Source organism: Wolbachia endosymbiont of Protocalliphora sialia (assembly GCF_053891855.1).
In genome coordinates this window covers 46,682-72,193 of record NZ_JAIUJX010000005.1, presented here as the reverse complement: position 1 = coordinate 72,193, position 25,512 = coordinate 46,682, and the positions used below count along the sequence as shown (strand labels likewise).

Annotated in this window: 18 protein-coding genes and 3 pseudogenes; 8 read left to right on the top strand and 13 right to left on the bottom strand. The window is 35.0% G+C overall.

Annotation, left to right across the window (positions count from 1 at the left end):
• Positions 1 to 38: 38 nt before the first annotated feature.
• The 10 genes and pseudogenes from LB100_RS03625 to LB100_RS03580 form a co-directional block, all read right to left on the bottom strand.
• Positions 39 to 1,063: pseudogene (locus LB100_RS03625) on the bottom strand (S49 family peptidase).
• Entirely contained in the window at positions 1,063 to 2,469 is a 1,407-nt protein-coding gene (locus LB100_RS03620; protein WP_456201478.1) for a phage portal protein, read from the bottom strand. The pseudogene LB100_RS03625 and the gene LB100_RS03620 overlap by 1 nt, the downstream one beginning before the upstream one ends.
• 128 nt (positions 2,470 to 2,597) lie before the next feature.
• Positions 2,598 to 2,858: a type II toxin-antitoxin system RelE family toxin gene (locus LB100_RS03615; RefSeq protein ID WP_262986682.1), complete on the bottom strand. Its 261-nt coding sequence runs from the start codon at positions 2,856 to 2,858 to the stop codon at positions 2,598 to 2,600.
• A 30-nt stretch (positions 2,859 to 2,888) separates the two neighbouring features.
• Positions 2,889 to 3,176 (bottom strand): hypothetical protein, encoded by a 288-nt coding sequence (locus LB100_RS03610; protein ID WP_143688829.1) that lies wholly within the window; start codon positions 3,174 to 3,176, stop codon positions 2,889 to 2,891.
• Between the two features lie 39 nt (positions 3,177 to 3,215).
• A complete protein-coding gene (locus LB100_RS03605; RefSeq protein WP_208571804.1) occupies positions 3,216 to 3,449 on the bottom strand; it encodes a gpW family head-tail joining protein in 234 nt (77 codons plus the stop codon).
• 1 nt (position 3,450) lies between these two features.
• Positions 3,451 to 5,274 (bottom strand): phage terminase large subunit family protein, encoded by a 1,824-nt coding sequence (locus tag LB100_RS03600; RefSeq protein WP_456201477.1) that lies wholly within the window; start codon positions 5,272 to 5,274, stop codon positions 3,451 to 3,453.
• The gene (locus LB100_RS03595) at positions 5,271 to 6,734 is read right to left on the bottom strand and encodes an ankyrin repeat domain-containing protein (RefSeq protein WP_456201476.1); all 1,464 of its coding nucleotides are present in this window, start codon (positions 6,732 to 6,734) and stop codon (positions 5,271 to 5,273) included. The genes LB100_RS03600 and LB100_RS03595 overlap by 4 nt, the downstream gene beginning before the upstream one ends.
• Before the next feature lie 19 nt (positions 6,735 to 6,753).
• A pseudogene (locus LB100_RS03590) lies at positions 6,754 to 7,232 on the bottom strand (hypothetical protein).
• A 15-nt stretch (positions 7,233 to 7,247) separates the two neighbouring features.
• A complete protein-coding gene (locus LB100_RS03585) occupies positions 7,248 to 8,468 on the bottom strand; it encodes a DNA modification methylase (RefSeq protein ID WP_456201475.1) in 1,221 nt (406 codons plus the stop codon).
• A 120-nt stretch (positions 8,469 to 8,588) separates the two neighbouring features.
• Positions 8,589 to 9,038, bottom strand: a complete 450-nt coding sequence (locus tag LB100_RS03580) for a crossover junction endodeoxyribonuclease RuvC (RefSeq protein WP_264377085.1) — start codon at positions 9,036 to 9,038, stop codon at positions 8,589 to 8,591.
• A 262-nt stretch (positions 9,039 to 9,300) separates the two neighbouring features.
• On the opposite strand from LB100_RS03580, the gene LB100_RS03575 reads away from it, so the two are divergent.
• A complete protein-coding gene (locus tag LB100_RS03575; protein ID WP_456201474.1) occupies positions 9,301 to 11,415 on the top strand; it encodes an AAA family ATPase in 2,115 nt (704 codons plus the stop codon).
• A 27-nt stretch (positions 11,416 to 11,442) separates the two neighbouring features.
• Positions 11,443 to 12,275 (top strand): IS5 family transposase gene (locus tag LB100_RS03570; protein WP_456200940.1). Its coding sequence is split into 2 segments (ribosomal slippage): positions 11,443 to 11,812 and positions 11,812 to 12,275, totalling 834 coding nucleotides; the frame shifts between segments, so codons are not numbered across the junction.
• Between the two features lie 28 nt (positions 12,276 to 12,303).
• Here the strand turns inward: LB100_RS03570 and LB100_RS03565 are convergent.
• The 3 genes and pseudogenes from LB100_RS03565 to wmk form a co-directional block, all read right to left on the bottom strand.
• A pseudogene (locus tag LB100_RS03565) lies at positions 12,304 to 12,642 on the bottom strand (hypothetical protein); the annotation flags it as partial.
• A gap of 99 nt (positions 12,643 to 12,741) precedes the next feature.
• Complete coding sequence (locus tag LB100_RS03560) at positions 12,742 to 13,398, bottom strand: JAB domain-containing protein (protein WP_264330402.1); 657 nt, start codon at positions 13,396 to 13,398, stop codon at positions 12,742 to 12,744.
• Positions 13,399 to 13,568: 170 nt separating this feature from the next.
• A complete protein-coding gene (gene wmk / locus LB100_RS03555) occupies positions 13,569 to 14,480 on the bottom strand; it encodes a WO male-killing family protein Wmk (protein ID WP_264330403.1) in 912 nt (303 codons plus the stop codon).
• A 120-nt stretch (positions 14,481 to 14,600) separates the two neighbouring features.
• Between wmk and LB100_RS03550 the strand changes: the two genes are divergently transcribed.
• The 6 genes from LB100_RS03550 (at position 14,601) to LB100_RS03525 (ending at position 25,501) form a co-directional block, all read left to right on the top strand.
• Positions 14,601 to 15,521: an Rpn family recombination-promoting nuclease/putative transposase gene (locus LB100_RS03550; RefSeq protein ID WP_264337290.1), complete on the top strand. Its 921-nt coding sequence runs from the start codon at positions 14,601 to 14,603 to the stop codon at positions 15,519 to 15,521.
• Positions 15,522 to 15,637: 116 nt separating this feature from the next.
• Entirely contained in the window at positions 15,638 to 17,113 is a 1,476-nt protein-coding gene (locus LB100_RS03545) for a hypothetical protein (RefSeq protein ID WP_019236549.1), read from the top strand.
• 53 nt (positions 17,114 to 17,166) lie between these two features.
• Positions 17,167 to 20,691 carry a cytoplasmic incompatibility factor CifB gene (locus LB100_RS03540; RefSeq protein WP_456201473.1) on the top strand — a complete coding sequence of 1,175 codons (3,525 nt, stop codon included), beginning with the start codon at positions 17,167 to 17,169 and terminating at the stop codon, positions 20,689 to 20,691.
• Positions 20,692 to 21,883: 1,192 nt separating this feature from the next.
• Entirely contained in the window at positions 21,884 to 24,106 is a 2,223-nt protein-coding gene (locus tag LB100_RS03535; RefSeq protein ID WP_456201472.1) for a coiled-coil domain-containing protein, read from the top strand.
• Positions 24,107 to 24,149: 43 nt separating this feature from the next.
• Positions 24,150 to 24,674, top strand: a complete 525-nt coding sequence (locus tag LB100_RS03530) for a hypothetical protein (protein WP_456201471.1) — start codon at positions 24,150 to 24,152, stop codon at positions 24,672 to 24,674.
• A gap of 77 nt (positions 24,675 to 24,751) precedes the next feature.
• Complete coding sequence (locus tag LB100_RS03525) at positions 24,752 to 25,501, top strand: hypothetical protein (protein WP_456201470.1); 750 nt, start codon at positions 24,752 to 24,754, stop codon at positions 25,499 to 25,501.
• Positions 25,502 to 25,512 lie beyond the last annotated feature (11 nt).

The following is a 25,512-nucleotide window of genomic DNA, read 5'->3' as shown; positions in this document are numbered from 1 at the left end:
GATCAACCATTTTTTTTTGGTCTAGTTTATGGGGTGCATTATACTTTAGCTACTTGCATCATCAACTCCTCTCCTGAATTCTGTGGTATTGCACTCAGTATCTCTGTCTTCTTCGTTCTCTCTGCAAGTAATTCCATTAAACTTCCCTGGCTTGCTCAACACTTACGCCTTGCTCAATAAATTCTTCTATCTTTTCTGGCACCTTCGATAAATTACATAAACGTATTAATTCAAGAACTTCAGTACGATACTTGGTTAAATTATCAGTTTCTAGGTCGTTTGTAGTTTGTTCATTCATAGTAATACTCCTGTTTTTATTAATAGATGAAAGAATTGTCATTCCGTCTGCAAGGCCTATTTCTACTGCTTTCTCCCCAAAATATAGCCCTGCCTCTGTTGATCGAATCTTTTCAATTGAAAGACCTCTGTTCCTTGCTATTAGCTGCAAAAACATTTCATATAGTCGGTCTACTTCTTTTTGTAAGCTTCCCAGACTTTCAGACGTCATTGGCTCATGTGGGTTTAAATCATTCTTTCGACTACCAGCAAAGATTGTGGTGTACTTAATACCTTGCCTTTCATCAAACCTACTTTGATCTATATGACTTGCTATTACTCCAATACTGCCAACACCAGAAGTTCTGCTCACAAATACCTTCTCAGCGCTTGAAGCTATAGCATATGCAGCAGAGTATGCATCATCATTTGCTATCGCTATTACCCTCTTTTTTGCTCTTGATTCATAAATAAAATCAGCTAAGTCGAAAATACCGTTTACCTCTCCTCCGGGGCTATCTATTTCCAGCATAATTGTCTCTATGCTACTATCTGCTAATGCTTGTTTAATTTGTTCTTCTATTTGCTCATATGATGTCATCCCGAGCATTTCATCAAACGCACCTGGTTTTTTAGTCAAGATTCCATGTATTGCTATAATTGCAGTTCTTTCTACGTTACTTTTGATGGAGTGCTTTATGTTTTTAAACGTGGGATGTTTTTGATTGTTTAATGACAATAGCTCAAAACTCCTTGGTTCAAGCATTAATGGTTTTCCTAAGAGCATCATAACCCTTTACAATCAGAGTCAAACATTAAGTTGAGACTATTTGCACGTTTTTGATCTTCTGCTATTTCTTGATCTATTTCTTCAACATCGTAACCCAATTCTGAAACAACTTCTGAGCGACTCTTAAATCCATTTCTTACTGCCATTTGCTGTGCTTGCTGGTCTTTCAGTGGATCTACCCAATCAAATCCCTGTGGTATCCATTTTACTTCTTCTTTCGCTGCTTTTACTACTTTTTCATCTATACAGAGTTCTCCACAAAGTACTGCTAACTCTAGCCATCTATTCCATACTGGTCTACAAAACTGGAACACTATCACGTTATGCTGTAACATTGCACACCTTCTGCGAAACTCTATCAGCCCTGCTCGAATGGATGAATAATTAACACCTGTTAAATCTCCTGTTAGCTGCTCATATGTTATTCCTGTACCTATTGCTATTGCCCTCAGTTGCTGTCTCATGAATGCTTCATAACTTCCTCCAACATCTGATGGCTCTGAAAATTTTATGTCCTCTCCTGGGTCTAAAAGCTGCATTGTTCCTGGCTCTAAACCTGATAATGCTACTCCTTGCTCACTTGCTTCACCTTCTCCCATGATATTTGCTTCTGGATCGAGTCTTGTAATAAATCCAGCAAACATTGCTGCAGTTTTCTTTCTCACCAGCTCTGCATCATCATATTGATCAAGCTCATAAAGCTTCAGCAGTATATTAGAAAGCCATGGCTCTCCTCTAATTTGCCCAGGTCTTAGTGGTCTATATATATGTAAAACATCGTTTGCTGGTACTCTCACTGATTCTCCAAACGTACTTTCACCAGGGTGTTCTCTAAATAAGTAATATGCTTCTCTTTGCCCAAGTCTATTGAACTCAATCCCGTTTCTTATTACATTACCATTGGCTAGTGTTTGATTGCTCTTATTGTCCAAATGCTCTGATTCCAATACTTGAAGTTGCAATGGTACAGAAAATCCATCTTCGAGTTTACGATGTCGGAGGCGTACAAAACACTCTCCACCTTCTATCATGCTCCTACATACCAGAGCTTGTAATCCATAAAAACCACTTATTCCACAGCTATCTGCTTCATCTGTCCATTTTAGCCATAATTCTTGCACTTTCTTTCGAAATTCTGCATTCTTTGCTTTTGATTGTGGTTTTATTCCTGTTCCAATAGAGTTACTTACTATTGTATCAATAATATTTGCTGCATATGGATTTTTTCTCACCATATCACGTGATCTACTACGTAAAGTTTCAAGGCTTTGAGACAGCAAATTGTTTATACTTCCTAACTCTGGTTGAAAGTGAAAAAATCTTCTTCCTGAGCCTGCTGCATCCCACGCTGAGCTTTTGATTTTTGGCTTACTAAATAGTTGTTTGAACGATTTTAATAGCATTTTGCCTCTTTGATTATGCAGCAGTTTGTTGCGCAATTTGACATTAAAAAATTACAGCAAGCTGCTGGATAGTCTGGCTGTTAACACTTTATAAATTATGCATGAGGCTCTTGCACAAATACCAACGCTTATTCTGGGCTGCGTTCATAAATGTCCTTCCGATGTCCCATTGCAGTAATAGTTACTGTGTGTTTTGAGTAATTTATCCTATAAATTACACGATAATCACTTACTCGTATCCTAAAATACCCTTTGAATTCATGCGATAATGCTTTACCTATTGCTTTAGGGTTGGTTGCAAGACGACTATCTACAGCTCTTCTCACTCTAGATCTTATCGTTGGTGGTAATGCAAGAAAGTCTTCCTCAAGAACTTTTTTTGAATAGATAATATCGTATCTCAGCTTGTATCTCCACCTTTAGACTGTTTTTGCAGATAATATTCTATTCCAATCTACATCCTCACTTCTAATTTCTTCATCACCTCTAGCATCACGCTCAAGAGAAAGCTTAGCCAACTTTATATCTACTTCATCTATTTCATCATCTTCTTCAGATAATTTACTTGCTTCAATTTCTTCTTCCACTAGGTCCTTTACAACCTCTTCTATAGTTCTATTTTGAACTTTTGCCATTTCTATAAGGTAGTGAGCAAATTCCCCCTCAAAATTTACATTAACATTAAGCCTTTCTTGACTTTGATCCATATTTTAACTAGAAAATACCAATTTTAAACTATAACATTTTTACACAATTTTGTCAATCCCCTTACTTGTCGCAATCACAATTCTTCTCTTCGGTCTCACACCTGCAACTTTCAGTTCAGCCTTAATACGTTGCCGTAGATTCAGCAGGTCATTTATCTGAACTTCAGCATATCTCACCACATGGTCACCATATGCAATTGATACTACTCGCTCTCCGCTTTGCAGTTTTTTTATCGCTTCTTCGACTTGAATTAAATATTCTTGATTGTACATTTTACTTCTCATTCAACCATTGACTTCTTCTTACTTTTTTTACCCTTTTAGCTTTTTTATCTGCTAAATTTTCCCATTTACTCTCTGGCCATCTATCTATTCCCAGTGCTATCGATGCTGCTCTTGCATAAATCCTACAGTCTAATACTTCATTTCTTTCTCTTACCTTTTGCCACTCTTGTTTTGTATATCCTTTTACTACTTTGCTGACTAATTGCTCTGCCGTTAGCTGCTTAAAATATTCAGGTGCATACTCGGGAAAATGACAGTATCCTGCTGGAGCTTCTTCACCGTCCTTTAAAACATTAAGTAATTGAAAAAGCTCTGATTTTAATATCGATACTCCTACTGGCCATAGCTTTATTCCTCTTTTCAGCTTTTGACCACCAACTGTTATATCTACTCTACTTGGGCTGCTAAGTGGCACTAGGGCTTTATTTACACCTTTGACTGCCATTACTCTTCCAGATCCTTGATGACCTCTTACCCAGTTGTATACTTCTTGCGTTGCATATCCAGCATCTACCGCCATCATGCTTATCATATATTCAAGCCCATTTTTACCGATAAAATGATGACTCAGAAGCTCCGAAAGTTTTCCCCATACTTCTCCTCCTCCTGTATCTCCTTCAAATACTCGGTAGTCTATTGACCAATTTTCTCTGCCTTTTCCCCAGGCTACAACTTCTACTTCCAAGCGATCTTTTTGAACATCTACTCCTGCTGTGAGAACTACTTCGCCTTTTGGTACTGTGCCAATCTGAAAAAATTCTCTCCTGTTAAATAATTGCTTCCAGTCCGGTACTTCTCCTTTATCTACCCAGGTTTCTCCAAGCGTGGTATTTATCCAAACTTTCAGTAATTGTTCACTTTCTTTTGCATGCAGAAAATCCTCTACTGCTTGTTGCCAACTATACCACCCAACTGGGCTATAAAGACTTGAAAGATGAAATCCTTTTTTCTCACCTTTCATTGGATTTGTAGCTCTCCATTCTCCACGTTCAAGCATCTCTGTCTTTTGATGATTTTCTATCTTTTCACCACATTCTATACATATATAGTGTGCTGTACTTGGATTTTTATCTTCCCATTTTATTTGTGACCATTTTAGAACTTGATAGTAATTACAATACGGACATGGTACAAAAAAGTATCTCTTATCTGTTGCTTCAAATTCCTTCTCAATTCTGCTTATTCCATGAATCGTTGGTGTTGATACTAAAAAAATCTTTCGCCGTGCAAATGTATTAGTTCGTGCAATACTAAGCAGTACTGGATCTCCTTCACCACCTGAATCTCCTGGATATGCATCTATCTCATCAAGAAAGAGGTATTTTACTGGCATAGAACGAAGTCCTACACTGCTATTTGCTCCAGTTATTACTACTATTCCACCTGGAAACTCCTTACTTTGTACAGTATTGCCTGAATCTCTTGACCTTGGGTCTTTTACTTTACTCTTTAAACATGGTGTACTTTCAATCAGTGGCGCAAATCTTCCCTTTGACCAACGCTTTCCCATTTCAACTGTTGGCTGTACTACCAGCATTGGACCTGGTGTCTGATCTATGATATAGCCTATCCAATTGTTACCAGCTTCTGTTCCACCAATCTGCGCTCCTTTCATGAATACTATTTTCTCCGCTGGAGAAGATGGAGATAGTGAATCCATGATCTCTTTTAAATAAGGAGTTCTTTCCGTTCTCCATTTTCCTGGCTCTGATGCTGCAGTTGCTGCTAAAACTCGATACTCATTTGCCCACTCTGACACTTTAAGCTGGGGATCTGGTTTTAAACCTTCAGAAAAAGATGTTGCGTATATCATTTCCTGCATCTACTAGTAATTGGTTCTAACTCAACGTCATTAACAGTAGAACTACACTCCTCCATAAACATCTTTTTCTGAAATTCGTTTTCTATATATCTTTTGCTCATCTCACTTATCATTAGTGCTATAATAAGCGCAAATATCCCTGTTATTGTTGCAAAAATTATTGCACTGCTTATTGTTGTTGCTGTTAACCCTATACATACCGCTATTGCTACTGCGCTTACTGAGGTAAAAATACAGATCACACTATTGTATTTTCTTACTTTTGCATCTCTATGCTCTATACACCTATAATAAATTGGTACAGATCTGCCTATCTCATCTGGTAATTTGATGCTCTTTTCTTTAAATAAAGTTTTTAGTAACTCTAAATTGTTTGATTTGATTGCTAAGTGCAGAACAGGTGTATAATTTGCTCCTTTTTTCAGCAATAACTTTACTACATGTAAATGCCTTTTTTCTGCAGCAAGATAAATTGGTGATAGACCTTTATTATTTACAATATCAATATTGATTTCTTCTTTTAAAATTGCATCTACAATCTCAATTTCTCCTCTTTGTGCAGCTAAATGTAGTAGACTATTCTTTTCAGAACCGTATTTATTACTCATCAAAGCCTTCTTTATCTCAGGTTTAGCGTAATCAAATGGTGTCTTACCATTATCATCCCTGATTAAAGGATCTATATCCTCTCGAGTTAGTAAAACCTCTATTGTTTTAAGTCTTTCAGCGTAATGTAGTGGCGTTTTATTTTCGTAATCTTGTAAATTGACTTGAGCATTAGGCTCCCTTATTAAGCATTTGAGAATATCAAGACATAAGTCTCTTTCATCGTAATTAGTATTACTTACAGCTATATGAACAGGCGACAATTTCATTGAGTTTTGTCCCATGCGTGCGCTATTTACATCTGCTCCAAGCTTTAGCAGTAACTTTACTATTTCCAACTTTTTGTTATTAACTGCATAGTGCATTGGTGTCTGATTTCGTGCATCAAAGACATCTATTTCAGCATTTCCTTCTTCCACTAAAATTTTGACAATATTCTCATGTCCTATTCCTGATGCTAGATGTAATGGTGTATGATGCAGAGCATTTCGTACATTAACGTCAATACCTTTTCTGATCAAATATCTAACTGCATTAACTTCACCTATCATTGCAGCTAAATGAAGTAAGCTATCTTGTTCTGATCCGTATTTGTGATTGATTAATGCTTGTAATATTTCTGCTTTTTTACCTTCTTTGGCATAATCTAAGGAGGTTTTGCCTTCATTGTCCTCAACAAAAGGATTAATGTTCTTCTTCGTGAGTAATAAATCCACCATGCTTAACTCGTCAAACTCTATAGCGCAATGTAGTGGTGTCTTTCCATTTAATCCTCTGACATTAACATCTAATCCAGGTTGATTGATGAGACATTTTATTAACTCCAAACTTAAGTTATCAGCCATTTTATATTCAAAATCTTTTTTATATTTGAAATTTAGTATTAGATAATTCTTGTAATGAGTTTGTAATCTCTTCGGTTAGCGTCTTATGAATCTTTTCAGTGTCACTCAGTGATGCAAGTAGTGCTGAAACTCTATTTGGAATATTAAGCAAATTATTACGGACAACTCTTGCTACATTAAATGCTTCGCACTTTACTTCCTCTACTGCTACAAGTTCACCAATCTCAGCTTTTGCCTTTGCCTCAAGCAGTTTACCTCGTTCCATCTCATTTTTTATTCGCGTTTTTAGCAACATTGTAGAAAGGTTATTTGTATTTTCTGGATTTTTCCTCCTAAGTGGCTGACTTGGATCTCTTATTGCGCTACTGCTTCATTTGCTTGCTCTCTATTGATCAAACCATTCTCCAGCTCAACTATTCCTTTTTTTACTAAATAACAGACATATTGCTTTGATACTCCTATCTCTCTTGCCCATTCCGTCTGCGTGATTTTTTCCACTCTTTTTGCTCCTTTTTAAGAATTTTCTTCTTGAATTTCTGCAAAAGTTTTACCAGTACTGGCTAAAATGGCATCTCTTCCAGTATATATTTGCCAACGTTTTATGGTGACATCTACAAATTTTGAATCTAGCTCTATTGTCCTACAAATTCTTCCTGTTCTCTCGCATGCAATCAGTGTACTTCCAGAACCGCTAAATGGATCAAGTACTATGTCTCCTGATCTGCTGCTGTTTACTATTGCTCTCTCCATTAGCTCTACTGGCTTCATCGTTGGATGTAGTGTATTGTGCGTTGGCTTATCATAAAACCATAGATCACTTTGATTTCTTCCTCCATGCCACTCACGTTTATTACCGCTTTTCCATCCATAGAGCATTGCTTCGTATTGTCTTTGATAATCAGACCTGCCTAGCGTAAAATGATTCTTTGCCCAAATAATAAATGTTGACCATTTTCCTCCTGCTTCCTCAAATGCTTTTTGCAAGGTTGAAAACTCTGATGATGATATGCAAATGTAAATTGCTCCCTTCGTATATGCTAAAATATTGGAACAGATGTCATAGAGAAAAAGCTCATACTTTTCACCTTGATTATCGTTTAATATTTTTTTATCTTCTCTCTCTTGGCTACTACCATAGTCAACGTTATATGGAGGATCACAAATAGTAATGTCTGCCATTTTATCATCTAACAGTGCTTTATATGATTCAATTACAGAGCTATCACCACAATAGATTCTATGATCACCTAAAATCCATAGATCACCTAGTTTTGTTATTTCTACCTTTTTGTCATCAACAACTAAGTCAGAAAGATCTTCTTTTTCACCATCAAAATCATCGAGAAACCGTTGAACTTTTTCCAATTCAAATCCTGTCATTTTAAGGTCAAACTGCAAATCTTCTAGCTCTTGAATTTCTACCTTTAAAAGATCATCATCCCACTTTGCCCAATTAGCTGATTGATTTGCCAGTAATCGAAAAGCTTTGGTTTGTGGTTCATTTAGATTATCACTTAAGACCACTGGAATACTTTCCATACCAAGTTTTCTTGCTGCTTTAAGTCTTAAATGACCATCAACCACAGTTCCATCGCTTTTTGCAACTATTGGTATACGAAAGCCGAATTCCCTGATTGAAGCACACATTCTGTTGACTACATCGTCATTTTTACGCGGATTACGCTCATATTCGACCAGATTTCGAGTAGGATAGTAGTGGATTGCTAAATTCATATAATTACTGTACTAATTAAAAAGTTAATATTCAAAATATCTCTGACGCTAAAGAAGGCCTGGGGTCAGCACCACCAAACCCGCCAGTATGGCCGAAAGGACCCACTTTTTATGAGCTTATTAATATCTTTCCATAACATAGAACATCAAAGCTAAAGCATCTGCTTGATTATCATCTCTAGGTGAAAAACCTTTTTCACGTATCGCTTCAATAACTTCACTCTTACTTGCATTGCCTTTGCCTGTGATAAAGCGTTTTATAGTCTTAACAGGAACACTCTGATAGGGAATATGATTCTCTTCACACCAAGCAGAGAGAACTGCAAGAAAACCACCATAACAATGCGCTGCATCAGTTCCAAGGTGTCTTCTCACTTCCTCAAAATAAACTGTTTCAATACTTGGAAATTTTTCTTTCATTTCATTCAACCACTTACGAAAATTTAGAAATACCATGCCACCTCCACTAAAACGACTAGTATGAAAACTCTCACTGCCACTTTGAACTATTCCATCATGTAGAATAGCCCATCCGGTTTGTTTCCCTAAATCTAGTGTTAGTATTGACATTCTGTAAGATATTTGTTTGGAGGTAGCCTAAGCAATAACATGGACACTTAAGTTACCTCTTGAAAATAGTGGGAGTGAAAATTACGAGTTTCAAACTTTCATACCCCTCTACTAATATATATCGCAAAAACTTCACAGAATGTTCAAAAAAATATTATTTTTTATGTTTTTTCAAATTACGCTGAACAAATTCATTTCATTTTGCGATTAATTACTTATGAGGAAACAGAAAAAATCCCTGATAAGTTTTAATGGAGAATTTATGAATATTTCATGCGATTTCAACAATACTATTTCACAAAGTTATCTACCATCATCAGAAGAAACAGCGAACATAAAATTAAGGCTTCTGGCCGATCTCAGATCTTGTCTTTCTTACTTGCTACCAAATGGGGTTTTTCATGGTAATAGGTTTTATGTAGGTGATGTACATGGTAATCGAGGAAAAAGTTTAGTAGTAGAATTAACTGGTAGTAAAGCTGGGCTTTGGAAAGATTTTGCAACAAATCAAGGTGGTGATATTATTGATCTTTGGGCAGAAGTACACTCCAAAACAGAATTTCATGAGATAATGGCTTCTATAGCTGAGTGGCTTGGGTATAACAAAAAATATACAGAGAAGCAATACATTGACGAAGACTTTGAGAAATTTATTACCTACAGTTGGAATTATTATGATGAAAATGGTCAGGTGATTGTAAAAGTTTACCGTTCTGATTTTCCTGGAAAGAAAAAAGTATACAAGCCTTTTAATGTTAAAACGTTGAGTTATAAAGCACCTGATACAAGACCACTATACAATATCCCTGGTATTTTGAAGTCTGATAAAATCATTCTTGTTGAAGGTGAAAAATGCGCAGAAGCACTAATAGAAAAAGGAATTACTGCAACAACCACAATGTCTGGAGCAAATGCAGATGCGGACAAAACTGACTGGTCACAACTTAAAGGCAAGCATATTGTTATTTGGCCGGATAACGATGAGCCTGGTAAACAATATGCTGAAAATGCTACTACAAAACTTCTCAGCTTAGGTATTGCATCGCTTTCTATAGTCAAAATTCCAGAAGGTAAACCAAAAGGTTGGGATGCTGCGGACTATGTACAAGAAAACACAAATGTTTCTGACTTCATTGAAAATAACTTGAAAAAGGTAATTATTAGACCACCACTGAACATTTTAGACTGGAGTGCAGATCGTTTTGTAGGTCCAGTACCAGAGCAAAAGTTTCTTGTTGAAGGAATATTTCCTTTGGGTGTTACTTCAATAGTAGCTGCTATGGGAGATACAGGTAAGGGTATGCTACTCCTCGATTTGGCGCTTAAGGTTGCAAGTGACACAGATCAGATATGTGGTTTTGGTTCACCTGTTACTGAACATGGATCAGTAGTAATCTTTTCAGCAGAAGATGATGCAGGCGAGGTACACCGTCGGCTTGAACGTCTTGATCCTGAATGTAAAAGATTAAAATTTAAAGATAAGCTGTTTATAGTACCACTACCAAACGTAAGAGGATCACTGACAATACTGAGAAGTATTCGTGGTAAAATTATTGAAGTTTCGCCTGAATTTGAGTCTATAATAAAACAACTTGATAAAATTAAAGATCTGAAATTAGTTGTGTTTGATCCTCTTGCATCGTTTATTCATGCAGACATAAATGCTGATCCTGCTGTAGGAGATTATCTAATGTGTTTATTGTCTGATTTAGCATGTAGTACCGGAGCTTCGATAGTTACTGCTCATCATCTGAGAAAACCAAAAGGAGAAAAGCCTATATTAACTGCTGAACAAGCACGTGATGCAATTAGAGGCACATCTGCTCTTATTAATGGTGTCAGATGCTCATATGCTTTTTGGCCAGTAGAAGGTACAGCTAAGCCAGAGATCTTTCAATCAATAGGAGAAGCTCCAAGACAGAATGCGTTATTTTATGGAGCAGTTGTTAAGGCAAATGGTTTAGCTGACCGAACTGTACGTACTTACCTGAGAAACCAAGAAACAGGGCTATTAGAAGATATAACAGTGCAACTAAAAGGTAAAAATGCTAGTGAAAAAGACCTTAAAATGTATCTTGTTGATGCAATTGCAAGATCTGCTGTTGCAGGGCATCCATTCACTCATACAGGAAATACAGGAGTATACAAACAACGGCACAGATTACCTGATATTCTTCATGGTCTAGGGAGAGATAGACTAGAGCGTATAGTACAAGAACTTCTACAAACAAAGAAGTTAGTAAAAGGAATGTCTACAGGCTCGAGAGAAGATAAATGGCTTGATGTTAGAGAAGGCCCTTTTGCTCGTGGTGTTGGAAAATTTACTCATGGAGCTGAAGGTATTAGAGGTTGTCCGGAAACTAGTAAAAGGCTATAACATCTGAAATTTAAGTAAGGGGTAAAGATGAGAAAAAAGTATCCAACAGACCTAAGCGAAAGGGAATGGGCAAGAATAGAAAAACACTTCAGAGTATCATACAAGAAGGGAGGAAGGCCGCCAAAGTATAGCAAAAGAGAAATATTAGAAGCAGTTTTCTATGTATTGCGTACAGGGTGTCAATGGCGATATTTACCAAATGATTTTCCGCTATGGAAGACTGTGTATGAGCAGTTCAGGCAATGGAAGAAGCAGAGAATTTTTGAGAAAATGAATTATGAAATTACAAAATATAGTAGAAGAAAAATAGAAAGGAATGAGCAGCCGAGTGCCTGTATAGTAGATAGTCAATCTGTAAAGACTACAGAAAAAGGGGGATCAAAGGCTATGATGGAAGTAAAAAAGTAAAGGGTAGAAAAAGGCATATAATTACAGACACTCAGGGTTTTATAATAGGTTGTTATGTAGGCGCTGCTAACGAAAATGATAGAGATGGTATTAAAATAGCATTAAACAATATGAGAACAAAATATACTAAAGTTAAAAAAATGTGGGCTGACATGGGATACCAAGGAAGAAATTTAAAGAATCACATAAAGGAAGAATATGACATAGATATTGAAATTGTTAAAAGGCCTCCATGTAGATTTTGGGTGCACAAAGATACGCCACCTGAGCTACTACCAACAAGAGAACAAGGGTTTAAAGTACAGCCAAGAAGATGGGTTGTAGAAAGGACTTTTGCTTGGATTAATAGGAATAGAAGGCTATCGAAGGAGTATGATTTACTCACAACATCCACTGAGAATTTCATATACCTAGCTATGAGTAGGGTTATGTTAAAGAGGAAATATGCTTGAATTTACTAGTTTCCGGACAACCTCTTATACTTGGCTTTATTTTTTGCAAAGCTGAAGCAAATGGATTTAACCCTTCTGGATAATCTGCTTGATTACTCAAAGGTTTTGTGCCATAAATATAGTCAAATCCTTTCCCATAGTTGATTTGGTTTTCGCGAACTTCTCTACAAGGGAAAGGTACTACTTCTTTATCTCCAAGCTTTTTAGCATTATTAATTTTGCTTACAAAGGTGGATTGCTCCTTAGTACGACCAATTCCTACAATAGCATTTAACATCTCACCTTTTGATAATCTATCAAGATCAACGTTTAACTCGTAAACACCCCCCTCTTTATCACTAAAAGGTACAATTATTTTATTATTCATATTAGCCTCCGCTATTAAATATACTTTCTAAGTGTATAGTTATTATACACTGTATTACTTATTATAAATTATAGTGAGTAGATTTGCAAATACTTTCTGCTATAACAATCCGTTTTCTCTAAAGCTAAAATAGCCACCACTTGTGATGATAATGTGATCAAATAACCTAACGCTTACAGTACTACATGCTGCTGCTAAGCTCTTCGTTACTTCTTGATCTTCTTCTGATGGTTCTAAGCGTCCCCCAGGATGGTTGTGTGACATTATTACTAATGTTGCATTCTTTATTAATGCTTTTCTTATAATTTCCTTTATGTATACTGGTGCTTTTTCCATTTCACCAATATAGGATTCTTCTCCAATTAGTTGGCGCCTTTTATTCAAATACAGTATTTTTACACATTCCCTCTCTGCATGACCTATACTTACGTTTAAGTACTCTACTAGCCCTTGTAAGTCCATTATTGGCTCACTCTTAAGCTTTTCTTTCAGTACCCTTTCTAGTGTTTCCTTAACACACATAATCATTGCTACTGCAGAATCAGTTACTCCTTCTATAACTTTCAGGTCATCCATTTCTCGGCCTAAAATCCTTCCTACTCCCGTATAAGTGTTCACCAGATTTTTAGCAATTTCTTGAGCTTGTGGTCTTTCATGTACTGCACTTAAAAACGTTTCCATTATTTCACGATCAAGTAGTGCTTTGCCTTTGCTTTCTAATATTCTGAATTCGATTTCTTCTTTACTTTTATTCATATAATTTACCCTTCACTAACAACAAACTTTTTTTAAATATTTACTGCTGTTTTTTTATCAGCATTGGCATAGAGCCATAGCTTTCGAGTGAAGTCAAATCAATTTTTCAATCTTTTTTACTTATTTTTTCATTAAGAAGTAAAAATATTAATATATAATGATTTTTTATTTTAAATTTGTTGAATTTCGTTCAAAGAGATGCCTACCGCTTGCAAAATAATATCAACAGAAATTCCTTCTTTTACTAAATCTTTTGCAATTTTGATTCTTTCTTCTTCTCTAATTTTCTCCTCACAAATTTGTATGCTTTCAAACAGAGATTTTATTAGCGCATAGCGTAATTCTTGACTCTCAATTTTTTTGTATTCTTTTATTAAATCAGGTAGCTCACTTTCTACTATCTCATCTTCCTCTATGAGCAGATCTGTAATGCTAATTGATAATGTTTCTGCTATTGCATATAATTTTTCCAGTGGAATGGCCACACGTCCTTGCTCATAGTTGCTTATTTCATCACGTGTTGTATCCATTTTCTCAGCCAAATCCTTTTGAGTATACTCCCGTACTGCCCTCCACTCCTTTATCTTTTTTCCTATTTGGTAGTAGATAGAACCCGTTTTTTCTTCAACACATTCATCAGCAGACAGACCAATTGTTTTTGAAACAGTATCAACAGAAACTCCTGCTTTAATAAGACCTTTTGCAATTTTTATTCTCTCCGTTTTTTTACTATTTTTCTCACTAACTTGAACAAATTTGGTTAGTAAACAAAACATTCTACGTAATTCCTGATCATTAATCTTTTTATATTCTCTTACTAGATTTAGTATTTCTTCTCCCTCATCTTCAAGACAGATTTTTTCATTTGATACAGGAATTAGGTCTACAATACCAATCGACAATATCTCTGCTATAGCATACAACTTTTCAATCGAAATTTTACGTGTTCCTTTTTCATATTGTAGTACTACTTGATACGTTACACTGACTTTCTTCGCTAAATCTTTTTGAGTATATCCTCGCTTTAACCTCCAGTTCCTTACTTTTTGTGCTATCTGATACCTTATTGAGATGTTTGCCATAAATATTATACATGTTAATACTACCAAACAAAGATATACAAAAACTTCTATGTTTGCATTTTAGTTGAATATTTCTTCAGAATTGTGTATAATTATTAATGCTTTTTAGGTACTCTTGCTATGGCTCTCTCGAAGTTTCTGGATCCCAAGAATGATGTCGCATTTCGCCGTATCTTTGGCACTGAAAAGAATAAAGACATCCTCATTCACTTTCTCAATGATATTCTGGGTTTTACTGGCAAAAATGAAATAAAGGATATAGAGTTTTTAAGTACTATTCAAGACCCTGATATTGCCTCTAAAAAGCAAAGCATTGTTGATGTATTATGTAGAGATTCCACGGGGGTGCAATGGATTATTGAAATGCAGGTCGCTAAAACCAAAGGCTTCGAGAAACGTGCCCAATACTATGCTGCTAAAGCCTATTCAAGACAAGCCGATAAAGGTGATCAATACCAGGACCTTAAGGAAATTATCTTTATTGCTATAGCAGATTGTATTTTATTTCCTGATAAGTCTGAGTACAAATCAAAGCATACTATTCGCGATGAAGATACTAATGAACGTGATCTAAAAGATTTTTACTTTATATTTATTGAGTTGCCTAAATTTCCAAAAACAAAAGAAGATCAGCTTTCAAGTATAGTTGAAAAATGGGTCTACTTCTTTAGATATGCAGATGAAACTAGTGAAGAAGAGCTAGAGAGAATAATAGGAAGTGATCTAATAATTAAAAGAGCGTATGAAGAATTAAATAGGTTCAACTGGTCAGAAAAAGAATTTATAGCCTATGAACAAGAGATAAAGCGTATTCGTGATGAACAGGCTGTCCTCGCTCAAAAACTCGATGATGCCACTCAAAAAGGTAGACAAGAAGGTAGACAAGAAGGCATCCAAATCGGCCATGAAAAAGGCAGAAAAGCAGAGAAAATTGAGGTTGCAAAGAATCTACTTAAAGCAGGAGTTTCTATTGACATTATAACTCAAACTACTGGTCTTTCTGTTGATTATATTGAGAAAATTCAAGAAAAGAAGTTTTAGCCATAACGTTTTTTTTATTAAACCCTCTATTCTGGTAATTTTAATATTGCAATCCATTCTAATTTCTGTATAATGCCTTTTTTACATGACACTGTTAATACTTAATAGGGGGGATAATGCCAACACAGAAAGAGCTTCGGGCTACGATGTCCAAAAAATTACAGGAAGCTATTAAACATCCAGATCCAGCAGTTGTTGCCGGGAGGAAGTCAGCTATCAAGAGATGGGTGGGAGTCCTTCAAGATAACTTTATGGAGCACATAAAATACTTTAAGGGTGATAAGTTGAAGTTTTTGCACAATGTATTTCAAGATGAAGGTTGCTGGTCAGGTGTAAGGTTGGATAATGCTGCTTTAGGTCAAAGGTTTACTGAAGAAAAAATAGGTGGAATAGATAATCCACTTCGCAAATATGAGATGGCTTGTAGTTACTGTGTAGTGGATAAAATTCATCCTCTCTTTCAAAAAAGATTTGAATCTTATAGGAACAAGTTTCCTCCTGGTGCATTTGATGGTAAAACTGAAACTGAATTTGGCAAATACGTACGAAACTCGTTACTAGATAGCATAAAGAGGAAAGGTCCTGTATTTGATTTCTGGATCGATAGAGAATCTGGGGAATTAAAGAAGTATGATGCAGTAGAAGGTTTTGACAGTGCTGTAAAACTTAAGTGGAGTGAAGGGGTAGAGTATTTTTATAATCATTTAAAAGAAGAAGATAAGGAAAAGAAGCTCACAGAAGCTATTCTTGCTCTTTCTCGCGTTCAATCTGTTGAGAAAGACGCCCCTATTTTAGATTTTTGTGTAAATAAGATAGTCGATAAAGATACTCTTTTACAGAAATTATCACAGAAAGATAAAGGAGTATATTCCCTTTTTGCTGAATTAATAGAGTCATGTTTTTTTGATACGGTTCATGATTTGGTACAGTGCTGGTGTTATAAAGAAGTTTCAGCAAGAGGAGACTGTTCGGACAAAATATTCTCACAGCGAGACTATGAGCTTTTTCTTTCCTCTCTTTCAGATGTGATGTTGAAAAATCCTGAATCAAATGTTCAAGCTAGATCTCTTATTATGGAATTTTGGGAATGTGGTAGCTTGTATCAATACAGAAAAGCTGCTGTTAATACTTCTAATTATACAGTTCCTACAAGTGGTGTATTTGCAGAGTTAATAGTCAATTGGAGACGAGAAGACATTTATAAGACTGATGAAGAAAAAGAAATAGAGAAAAAAGAAATATTAGATATGATGTCATTTGCCAAAGATTGCTTTCCTGAAAAGTTTGAGCTCTTTAAAAAACTAATAATAAGAGACCTTAGATTATGCGGTAGGGAAGGTAAAAGAGTAAATGTAGATTACGGTCTGTTTGCAGAAGAATTATTCTCTGAGTTAGAGAAAACAATTTTACCACCTGGTCCTGTAGGTGATGGTCCTTGCAGTAATTTGCGATCACGATCTAAAGCTCATGGTAGTAAGAAAACAACTTTGCCAGTTGATGATAGTCCGCAGTCTGAGCTTGGAACTCCTAGTGTAAGTGGTGTTTCTTCTTATAAGAAAAAAAGCGTCTTTACGCTTAGTGGTAATAAGTAATCCACTTATGAACTCTTGGTGTTTCTGGTCGTAGTAAATAAGGGGTATTTTGTATGAGTAATGGTGATGGACTTATTAGGAGTTTGGTGGATGGAGATCTTGAAGGATTCAGACAAGGATTTGAATCTTTTTTAGATCAATGTCCATCTTTCTTGTATCATGTAAGTGCAGGTCGTTTCCTTCCTGTATTCTTTTTTAGTATGTTTTCTACTGCACATGATGCTAATATCTTAAATGCAAATGAGAGAGTCTATTTTCGTTTTGATAACCATGGTGTTAATCCACGTAATGGTGAAAATCGAAATACGGCAAACCTAAAAGTTGCTGTTTATCGTGACGGACAGCAAGTTGTCAGATGCTACAGTATTTCTGATCGTCCTAATAGTGATGGGTTGAGGTTCAGTACAAGGGAGAGAAATGCTCTAGTACAAGAGATTAGACGGCAAAATCCAAATTTAAGGGAAGAAGACCTAAATTTTGAGCAATACAAAGTATGCATGCACGGAAAGGGCAAGAGTCAGGGAGAGGCAATTGCAACGGTATTCGAGGTAATTCGTGAAAAAGATCGTCAAGGTAGGGATAAATTTGCCAAATATTCAGCATCTGAAATCAATCTTATTAGACGGCTCTTAGGAGATCACAGACTAACAATTAAGGAAATAGAAGGAAGACAACTCAATCAAAATCAGCGTAGACAACTTGGTAGGTTGGTCAATTTTGCGCAAGTAGCACAGGGTCAACAAGGAATTGATAATTTTATGGAAATGCTAGCGAGTGATAGAAGACAAGATGTAAGAGATAGAATACGCAGAGAAATTTTGCCATACATAACTGACATCTATAATAATTACAGACAAGTACTGGAAAATAATATTGAAAATCGCAATCAAAGATTTGAGGGTCACGGGTTTTTATTAGGTTTCTTAGCAAATTTTAGTCATCGCTACACAATAGGCATCGATCTTGATTTATCTCCTAGAAACACACATGTTGCATTTCTTGTACGTCATCAAGCAGAAAGAGAAAATATTCCTATTGTTATTAATCTTGCTATATTTGACACACCGTCAGATGTTACATTAAACTGTGCCATAGGCTACGCTGGAAGGTTACACACTTCTTCATTTATACCTATCCATACTGAATCAAGAAATACTGTCTGTGTTGGATTAAATTTTAATTTAGATCTAGATCCTTTTAGTGTTGATACAGTAGAACTTCAACAGGATAGATTTCCTTTAGTACAAAGATTATTTGAGTGTTTGGAGAATGAAGGCATTAGAGAAAATGTTAGAGATTTCTTGCTTCACCATCTTCCTGCTGAAATACCAAGAAATGCAGAGAATTATAATAGAATATTTGATTGCATAACTGGCTTTGCTTTTGGAAGTAGTGCTTTTGATAGGCACCCTTTAGAACTAGAAGAGGAAGACGAAGCACCTATAACAAAGTACATATTTAGACATGGTGATGAGGGTTTAAGATGTTTAACTATGGTCTTTCATGCTGAAGGTTCTGATATAGTTATACTTCATATTAGAGCTCACGATGCGCAACAACAAGGAGCCATCAATTTACAGACTCTTAATGTTAATGGAAATGATGTTCATGTGTGGGAAGTTTCATGCACACTTAATAATCAACTTGAACTAGATATTGATCTACCAAATGACCTTGGTTTATATCACGATTACCAAAATAATAATGCAAATAATTTTCTTGCTGGTGATCTTGTACAAGTGCCCAATACTGAAAATGTACATAATACTTTAAATCAAGTTGTGAATGATGGCTGGAAAAATATAGCTCAGCATAGAGGATTATTTCAAGAGATCTCTGGAGCATTGATGCCGCTTGTGGATACAATAAATGTTAATAGTGAGGATAAGTTCCGTTCTATACTACATGGTACATTTTATGCTAGTGATAATCCTTATAAAGTGCTTGCTATGTATAAAGTTGGTCAAACATATAGTTTAAAAAGGGGGCAGGAAGAAGAAGGAGAAAGGGTAATACTCACAAGAATTACAGAACAGAGATTAGATCTTTTATTATTAAGACAACCTAGAGAGAATGACCTAGATACTCACCCAATTGGATATGTGTTAAGACTTGCTAATAATGCAGAAGAAGTAGGACAACAGCAAAATGATGCGAGACAAGAAATCGGAAGACTTAAGAAACAACACAGAGGATTTATACCTATTACTTCTGGAAATGAGGTGGTTTTGTTTCCTATTGTGTTTAATAGAGATGCACGCGAAGCAGGTAATCTTATACTTTTCCCAGAAGGGATAGGAAGAGAAGAGTATGTACACAAGCTTGATCGTCATGTTCACGGTTCAAGACCAGGAGGATTAGTGGGACCTGAAAGTGTTATTGATGAGAATCCACCAGAAGGTCTATTATCAGATCAGACTCGTGAAAACTTTAGGCGTTTTTACGAAGAAAAAGCACCAGGACAAAATTCGATTTTTTTGCTTGATATAGGCGACAATCTACATGTTCCGTTTAGTTACTTGCAAGGTACTAGAGCACAGGTAATAGAAACATTAAAGTCAAGAATAAGGGGAGGTGGTACTCCTACAGCACAAGGAATATTACAACAAATAAATGCTATCCTTCGTAGAAACAACGCTCGTGAGATAGAAGATGTGCATGATCTACTTGCACTAGACTTTGCAACAGATAATCAAAATTATCGTTATTGGCTACAAACTCATGACATGTTTTTCGCTGCACAACAATATACTTTCTATGATGATCGATCTAATCCAACTAATAATCGTCATGATTTTACAATAACTTCAGTAGGAGTCGATGGAAATCAAAATGATCCAACAGGTAGGGGCTTATTAAGTAGTCACATAGCTAACTTTAAACAAAAAGTAGATTCGGGTGAAAAAGATAGATTAATTGCTATTATTAATGTAGGTAATCGTCATTGGGTTACATTAGTTATTGTACACCAAAATGGAAATTATTATGGGTATTATGCTGATTCACTTGGTCCAGATAGTGGTATTGACAATAATATTCGAGGAGCTTTAAGAGAATGTGATATTAACGATGATAATGTCCATAATGTTTCCGTTCATCAGCAAACAGATGGCCATAATTGTGGCATATGGGTATACGAAAATGCTAGGGATATTAACCAAGCTATTGATCAAGCTTTACAGGGAAATAATAACTTTGGAGAGAAAGGTGAGGGTATTATAGGTTATATACGTGGTCTTCTTAGTGTAGGCATTGGAAATGACACTAGACAATCTCAAAGAAATGAACAATACTTTAAAAATCGGAGAAGAAATATTTCACAATTATTCCAAAATGATCCTCTATCTTCTCCTAGGGGTAGACTGATTCAAGATCATCCAGGAATTCAACATGAAATTGATCCATTACTATTACAATTTTTAGGACTCCAATACCCACAGCGTGGAGGTGGAGGAGCATTACAATTAGGCGGAGAAAGAGTGATATCAATTGATTTTGGTAACCCGCAGTCTGCATTAGATAAAATTGATGGAGTGAGTAGAGTTTATAACCATAGCAATAGTAGAGGTAGTAGGTAGAAGTTAATAGGTGGATGAAGTTTTCTTTACTCTATATTTACGCATTGGTTGTAATCGGTCTTCTAGGTTGTTTCTGCATATTTTATCTTACTATTACCCACAAATATAAATGTTTGTTGCGTAGCTCTTAATGGCATAACTTTTGCTTGAAATAACTGTTTATATGGTGCAATTTACAGCTTTTAGTTGCTAAAATTATAACTCTTAGTTTAATAATTTTAATCCAATAAGCTTTCAGGTTAATAAAATTAAATTATTTGAGTAAATACAATACTATGTTTTTATTTGTGGGTAATAGTAAGATATTTTATGGTGGTGTTTATTAACAATAATATAGAAGACTATTATTAAGACTCTTGTCCGTAAAGCACCTTCATTTGCTCCTCTCATGAGAGTGATATTTCCTTCAAATCAGCTAGTTTTAGATGCTGAGGTTGTGTGCCGTTTAAAATGGCTTCCTTAATTTTGGGTATCAAATAATTTAAACGTAAGACCCATTGTAAAAGATAAGATTTAATTTGAAAGAAAAATTGATGTGGTTAAAACTTGACCTTGCGCAGTATAGGAATATTTTTTATAAAAAGAACAATATCGATTTGAAATGTAAAATTATCATAAATTTTTCTTTTTATTCTCAAATGAATTACTATTAATTCAGTAAACTATATTATTAATATCTCAAGTAAATCAACCATTTTCAGCGCTCAAAACCAAGTGCGGTGAGAACAAGTTTCTTTGGAATCGTATGGTCTACCGCTAGATCCGTGCGAACTTTTTTATATGGTAATTTCATTGTACGCTAAAATCAACTATATTAGCCTACTTTAGCCATGTTTACATACGAACTGTTTTGTATAACTTTGTTACAACAATTTCACATTCTTATTTACACAACGCCGCTTTTGTTTAAATTGTTCTCACAAAGGTAGGTACTTTCTTGTGATTTTTGGAAAGAGTAAATGATCAAACTCCTTATAATACTAATTAGTATGGTCTTTTCATTAAATTTATCCTCTCAAAAAGACTGTGCTTTATCCATCTACTTTAATAGTATCATAATATTTTACACCTAAACTTATTCTATAAAAATTCACAATAGGAATTAGTAAATAAATTATGTTTAAATCAATTGAACTTATGACATATAGCACATACAATATATTATCTGTTTATTTTAGTAGGGGATATAGGTATGTTTAGTTCAAAGCAGGCAGTACAATATAATTTATTTGGTAGTAACGGCCTTGAAGGCATTTCATCTTGTGAATTTGCACATTTTCCTGAAGAGGTATTTGAGATTAGCAGTGAAGAAAATCAAATAATAGATAGTTTAGGAAGCAAAATAGAAAATCTACAACAGGAAAATTTTGATCTTAAAAAAAATGTAGAGTTACAAAAACACTATAAGAAAGGAGTAGAAGAGTATTACGAAGAAGTAAGTGAACTTACCAGAGAAATGCAAACCCTAGAAGGAAAAATTAAAAAGCTTGAAGTTAAATTACAAAAAAGGACGAGAAGTTTAACTGAAAATGATCAAGACATCGAACAGCTAAAACAGAAAGTAGAAATATTATTATTAGAAACTCAGAACAAAAGTGATGTAATTAAGAACTTAAATAACCAATTAAAAGAGGCAAAGAATGAAATTCAGTTAACAGACAAAATAAATGAAGAGTTACAGCAAAAATTGGATTTGACTGAAGATGAGCTAAACAGAGTAAGAAAAGAAAGTACAGTGCTGATAAACAGTATAGAGGATTTGAAAGGTAATTATGAAAATCAGATACTAGAAAAAAAGAAGGAACTTAACGATATAGGAGATCAATTGTGTATTTATTTATCGGAGTATAAAGAGCTGTTTGCAGAATTCAGTAGCCTGCAGAAGGAAAACGAGAATTTAAAACAGAAAAATTTCTATATCAGTAATGAAGTGTCTCTTGCAGATGAAATAAACAAAGAAAACGTAAGAAAAGAAACAGCAAGACCTCAGTCTATACATGAAGTAGAAACCAGGTGTACTAAAGATAATGATGATCAAGAACCAACCTGGCTACGTAGAGAAGGAGAAAATAATCAACATGATAAAACAAATGAAGATAAAAACCTTGAAAATATCGATTTCGAGATTGGAGTATGGAATGAAGCTGATAATGAAAGTAGCGATGATCATAAATCAACTCGGCTATATGGAAAAACAGAAAATTGTCTAACAAGTGAAGATAAAAATCTTGAAAATACCGATTTCCCGATTGAAGTATGGAATGGAACGGATAGTGAAAGTGAAGATGAAGACAATGTTAGCCCTTGCCCTGATTATGATGAAAGTTTTGGTAGGCGTTACAGTCAACTATTCTACGATGCAGACATAATGCGCAAAGAAGATTCTTTTTCTTTAGCAAAAATAAAATTAAATGCAATAGAGATAAAAAAGTATGAAAGTATTTGGCAAAAAATAGATAAGATCCATGATGACCTGAATGTTTTGAATAACCGTGGTAACGACGAAGATTATGAGAAGTGCGAAAAAGAATTTGATAAAGTTATAAGTGAAGCACTGGAACAAGGAATAATGTTCTCTTTTCCATATAAATCTGATATATCCTTGGTAGATCGTATAGCTGACACATTGCAAAAGCTATATCTTTCTTACGATACTACTCGAATTTATGAATTTTTAGACAAAAAAAAGGTATTGCAGATAATATCAGAAGGTGCATTTTTAAATAGATTTAGCGATGAAAAGCATGAAGATATAGTAAACGTAATTTGTTCAGATAAAGATACCTTAGATCAGCGAAAAGCAAACCTTTCAAAGCTGAAGGAGTTAGCACTTGAAAGTATTATGAATAAAAGTGAGCAAATCGATGAATATGACTTTGAACTAGAAATAGATAATGGATATTTTTGTATAGGTTATCCACAAAATAGTACTATTGAAGTTGCAAGGGTATTTGAGAATGAAGAAGCTAAAGGTTTGAATCTAAACATTGGTGTACTTCAAGTTGGAAAAAGTATAATTAGAGTTGAAAATATAGGAGGAAAGAGAAATTATACAGAGTTCTCGGGAGATATCATTGAAATGCCTTTTACTACCGAAATAGGAGAAGTCTGTATTCATCTATGTCCTAGTGAGAAAGATAGTAATAAAATAGAGGTGAGGCTTGTCGATGAAGTCAGATTTAACAAGTTAGAGAATAAATCAAGTTTAGGGCAGAGTTGTCTGTTAGGTGGGAAAAGTGTTTTAGCAGCCATAGAAAATGGGTATTTCGAAAGAAATAGTAGTGTTTTTAAAGAGTTAGGTAAGACTATTAAACAGTCAGATTGTACAATGGGAAATCCATCTAGCTTTGTAGAAGAAGTTAATAGAAATCAATTACTCAAAGTAAATGCAAGAGCATATTGTAGAGGATTGTGATAGTTGCCATATATTGCAGATATAAAAACTAAGAGGAGCGAAGATGCGTTTTAATTTAGAGCCAGGAGATACTTTTTGTGATGGTGAAAGTAAGCTTGTAAATGTCAAAATAAATGACGAAGAAAGAATTAACTTACCTTATATATCGTATGTCTTTGATCATGAGGAAAGTTTTATTATATCTAATTTTATGCTGAGACCGATGAACATAATACTAACTAATTCATCTCAAAGGCTAAATTTAAAGCTAGAAAAAGTAGGTGGTGATTACAAGCTGGCTTTGGTTGATGGCTCAGATCAATATTATTATGTTTACTACTATAATTCCAATATTTCCAAGATAGCTACTTTCAATTCTATACCTAGCAATTTCATAGAATATCGAGGTCAAGAATACATTCAGTCTTATGCTGGAGAATGTTCAGTCAATCTTGTGCCGCTAATAAATAGTAGGGTTCTAGTAGATCCAAAAGATATAATGAGTAATAAAGACGTAGATTTTGTCTTAAAAGAGCTTGAAAAGCTGCCTGATAAGAGACTTAGAATAGGAGTTGGAAAGAATTTTTAAGGGGACCAGAAAAAGTTCTATCAAGTACTTATAAAAGTGCTGAAGTATATGGTATACGTGGTAATAAGATTGGGATATTGAATAATATTGCTACTAGCTTTAGTAATAAAAAATTAAAGCTATTCTCTGGAACTGTTTCTATCGATATAATAGATCAATTTGGTGCTAATATTAGTCTTAAAAAGACTAATCCTCATTTTAGAATAAAAAGATTGAATAATGACAATTATGTAGGATGCATGTTAAGTAAGTATGGTAAATGTGAGAGATTTTATGCTCTGACACCTGAGAGCTTTGAGCAAGAAAAACATACTTATATAGATTATGATTATGAGGAGGAGGAGTTTGAGCAGCAGAGTCATCATTTACACCCTTATTACTACTATTTACATAATTTAAAGGTTAGTATGAATCATAGAAAAATTGAAGAATTAGAGAAAAAAGTTAAAGATTTAGAAAAGAGAATTGGAAATCTACAGTTAAATATAAAGTCAGCAGTAGCAATGCCTGGACCTCCTGGGCTAAGAGGTTTGCCAGGTCCTAAAGGGAATCAAGGCCATCCAGGTCTAAAAGGAAATCCTGGAGAGAAAGGTGAGCATGGCTATTCAGGTTCAAAAGGAGATAGGGGAGTACCAGGACTAAGTATAATTGGCGAAAAAGGAGATCCTGGAGAGATGGGATTAAGAGGTTTCAAAGGGGATGTAGGTCCAAGTGGTTTAAAAGGTCAGTCAGGTGCAAAGGGCGATAAAGGTGATAGTGGTATGAAAGGAGAAACTGGTCCTCAGGGAGTAGATGGAATGCCAGGTATAATGCACCCCATAAACTAGACCAAAAAAAA

Excerpts from the sequence above, each read along its gene's own strand:
- LB100_RS03620 (WP_456201478.1), bottom strand. The coding sequence starts at position 2,469 with ATGCTATTAAAATCGTTCAAACAACTATTTAGTAAGCCAAAAATCAAA.
- LB100_RS03610 (WP_143688829.1), bottom strand. The coding sequence starts at position 3,176 with ATGGATCAAAGTCAAGAAAGGCTTAATGTTAATGTAAATTTTGAGGGG.
- LB100_RS03605 (WP_208571804.1), bottom strand. The coding sequence starts at position 3,449 with ATGTACAATCAAGAATATTTAATTCAAGTCGAAGAAGCGATAAAAAAA.
- LB100_RS03600 (WP_456201477.1), bottom strand. The coding sequence starts at position 5,274 with ATGATATACGCAACATCTTTTTCTGAAGGTTTAAAACCAGATCCCCAG.
- LB100_RS03595 (WP_456201476.1), bottom strand. The coding sequence starts at position 6,734 with ATGGCTGATAACTTAAGTTTGGAGTTAATAAAATGTCTCATCAATCAA.
- LB100_RS03585 (WP_456201475.1), bottom strand. The coding sequence starts at position 8,468 with ATGAATTTAGCAATCCACTACTATCCTACTCGAAATCTGGTCGAATAT.
- LB100_RS03580 (WP_264377085.1), bottom strand. The coding sequence starts at position 9,038 with ATGTCAATACTAACACTAGATTTAGGGAAACAAACCGGATGGGCTATT.
- LB100_RS03575 (WP_456201474.1), top strand. The coding sequence starts at position 9,301 with ATGAATATTTCATGCGATTTCAACAATACTATTTCACAAAGTTATCTA.
- LB100_RS03560 (WP_264330402.1), bottom strand. The coding sequence starts at position 13,398 with ATGAATAAAAGTAAAGAAGAAATCGAATTCAGAATATTAGAAAGCAAA.
- wmk (WP_264330403.1), bottom strand. The coding sequence starts at position 14,480 with ATGGCAAACATCTCAATAAGGTATCAGATAGCACAAAAAGTAAGGAAC.
- LB100_RS03550 (WP_264337290.1), top strand. The coding sequence starts at position 14,601 with ATGGCTCTCTCGAAGTTTCTGGATCCCAAGAATGATGTCGCATTTCGC.
- LB100_RS03545 (WP_019236549.1), top strand. The coding sequence starts at position 15,638 with ATGCCAACACAGAAAGAGCTTCGGGCTACGATGTCCAAAAAATTACAG.
- LB100_RS03540 (WP_456201473.1), top strand. The coding sequence starts at position 17,167 with ATGAGTAATGGTGATGGACTTATTAGGAGTTTGGTGGATGGAGATCTT.
- LB100_RS03535 (WP_456201472.1), top strand. The coding sequence starts at position 21,884 with ATGTTTAGTTCAAAGCAGGCAGTACAATATAATTTATTTGGTAGTAAC.
- LB100_RS03530 (WP_456201471.1), top strand. The coding sequence starts at position 24,150 with ATGCGTTTTAATTTAGAGCCAGGAGATACTTTTTGTGATGGTGAAAGT.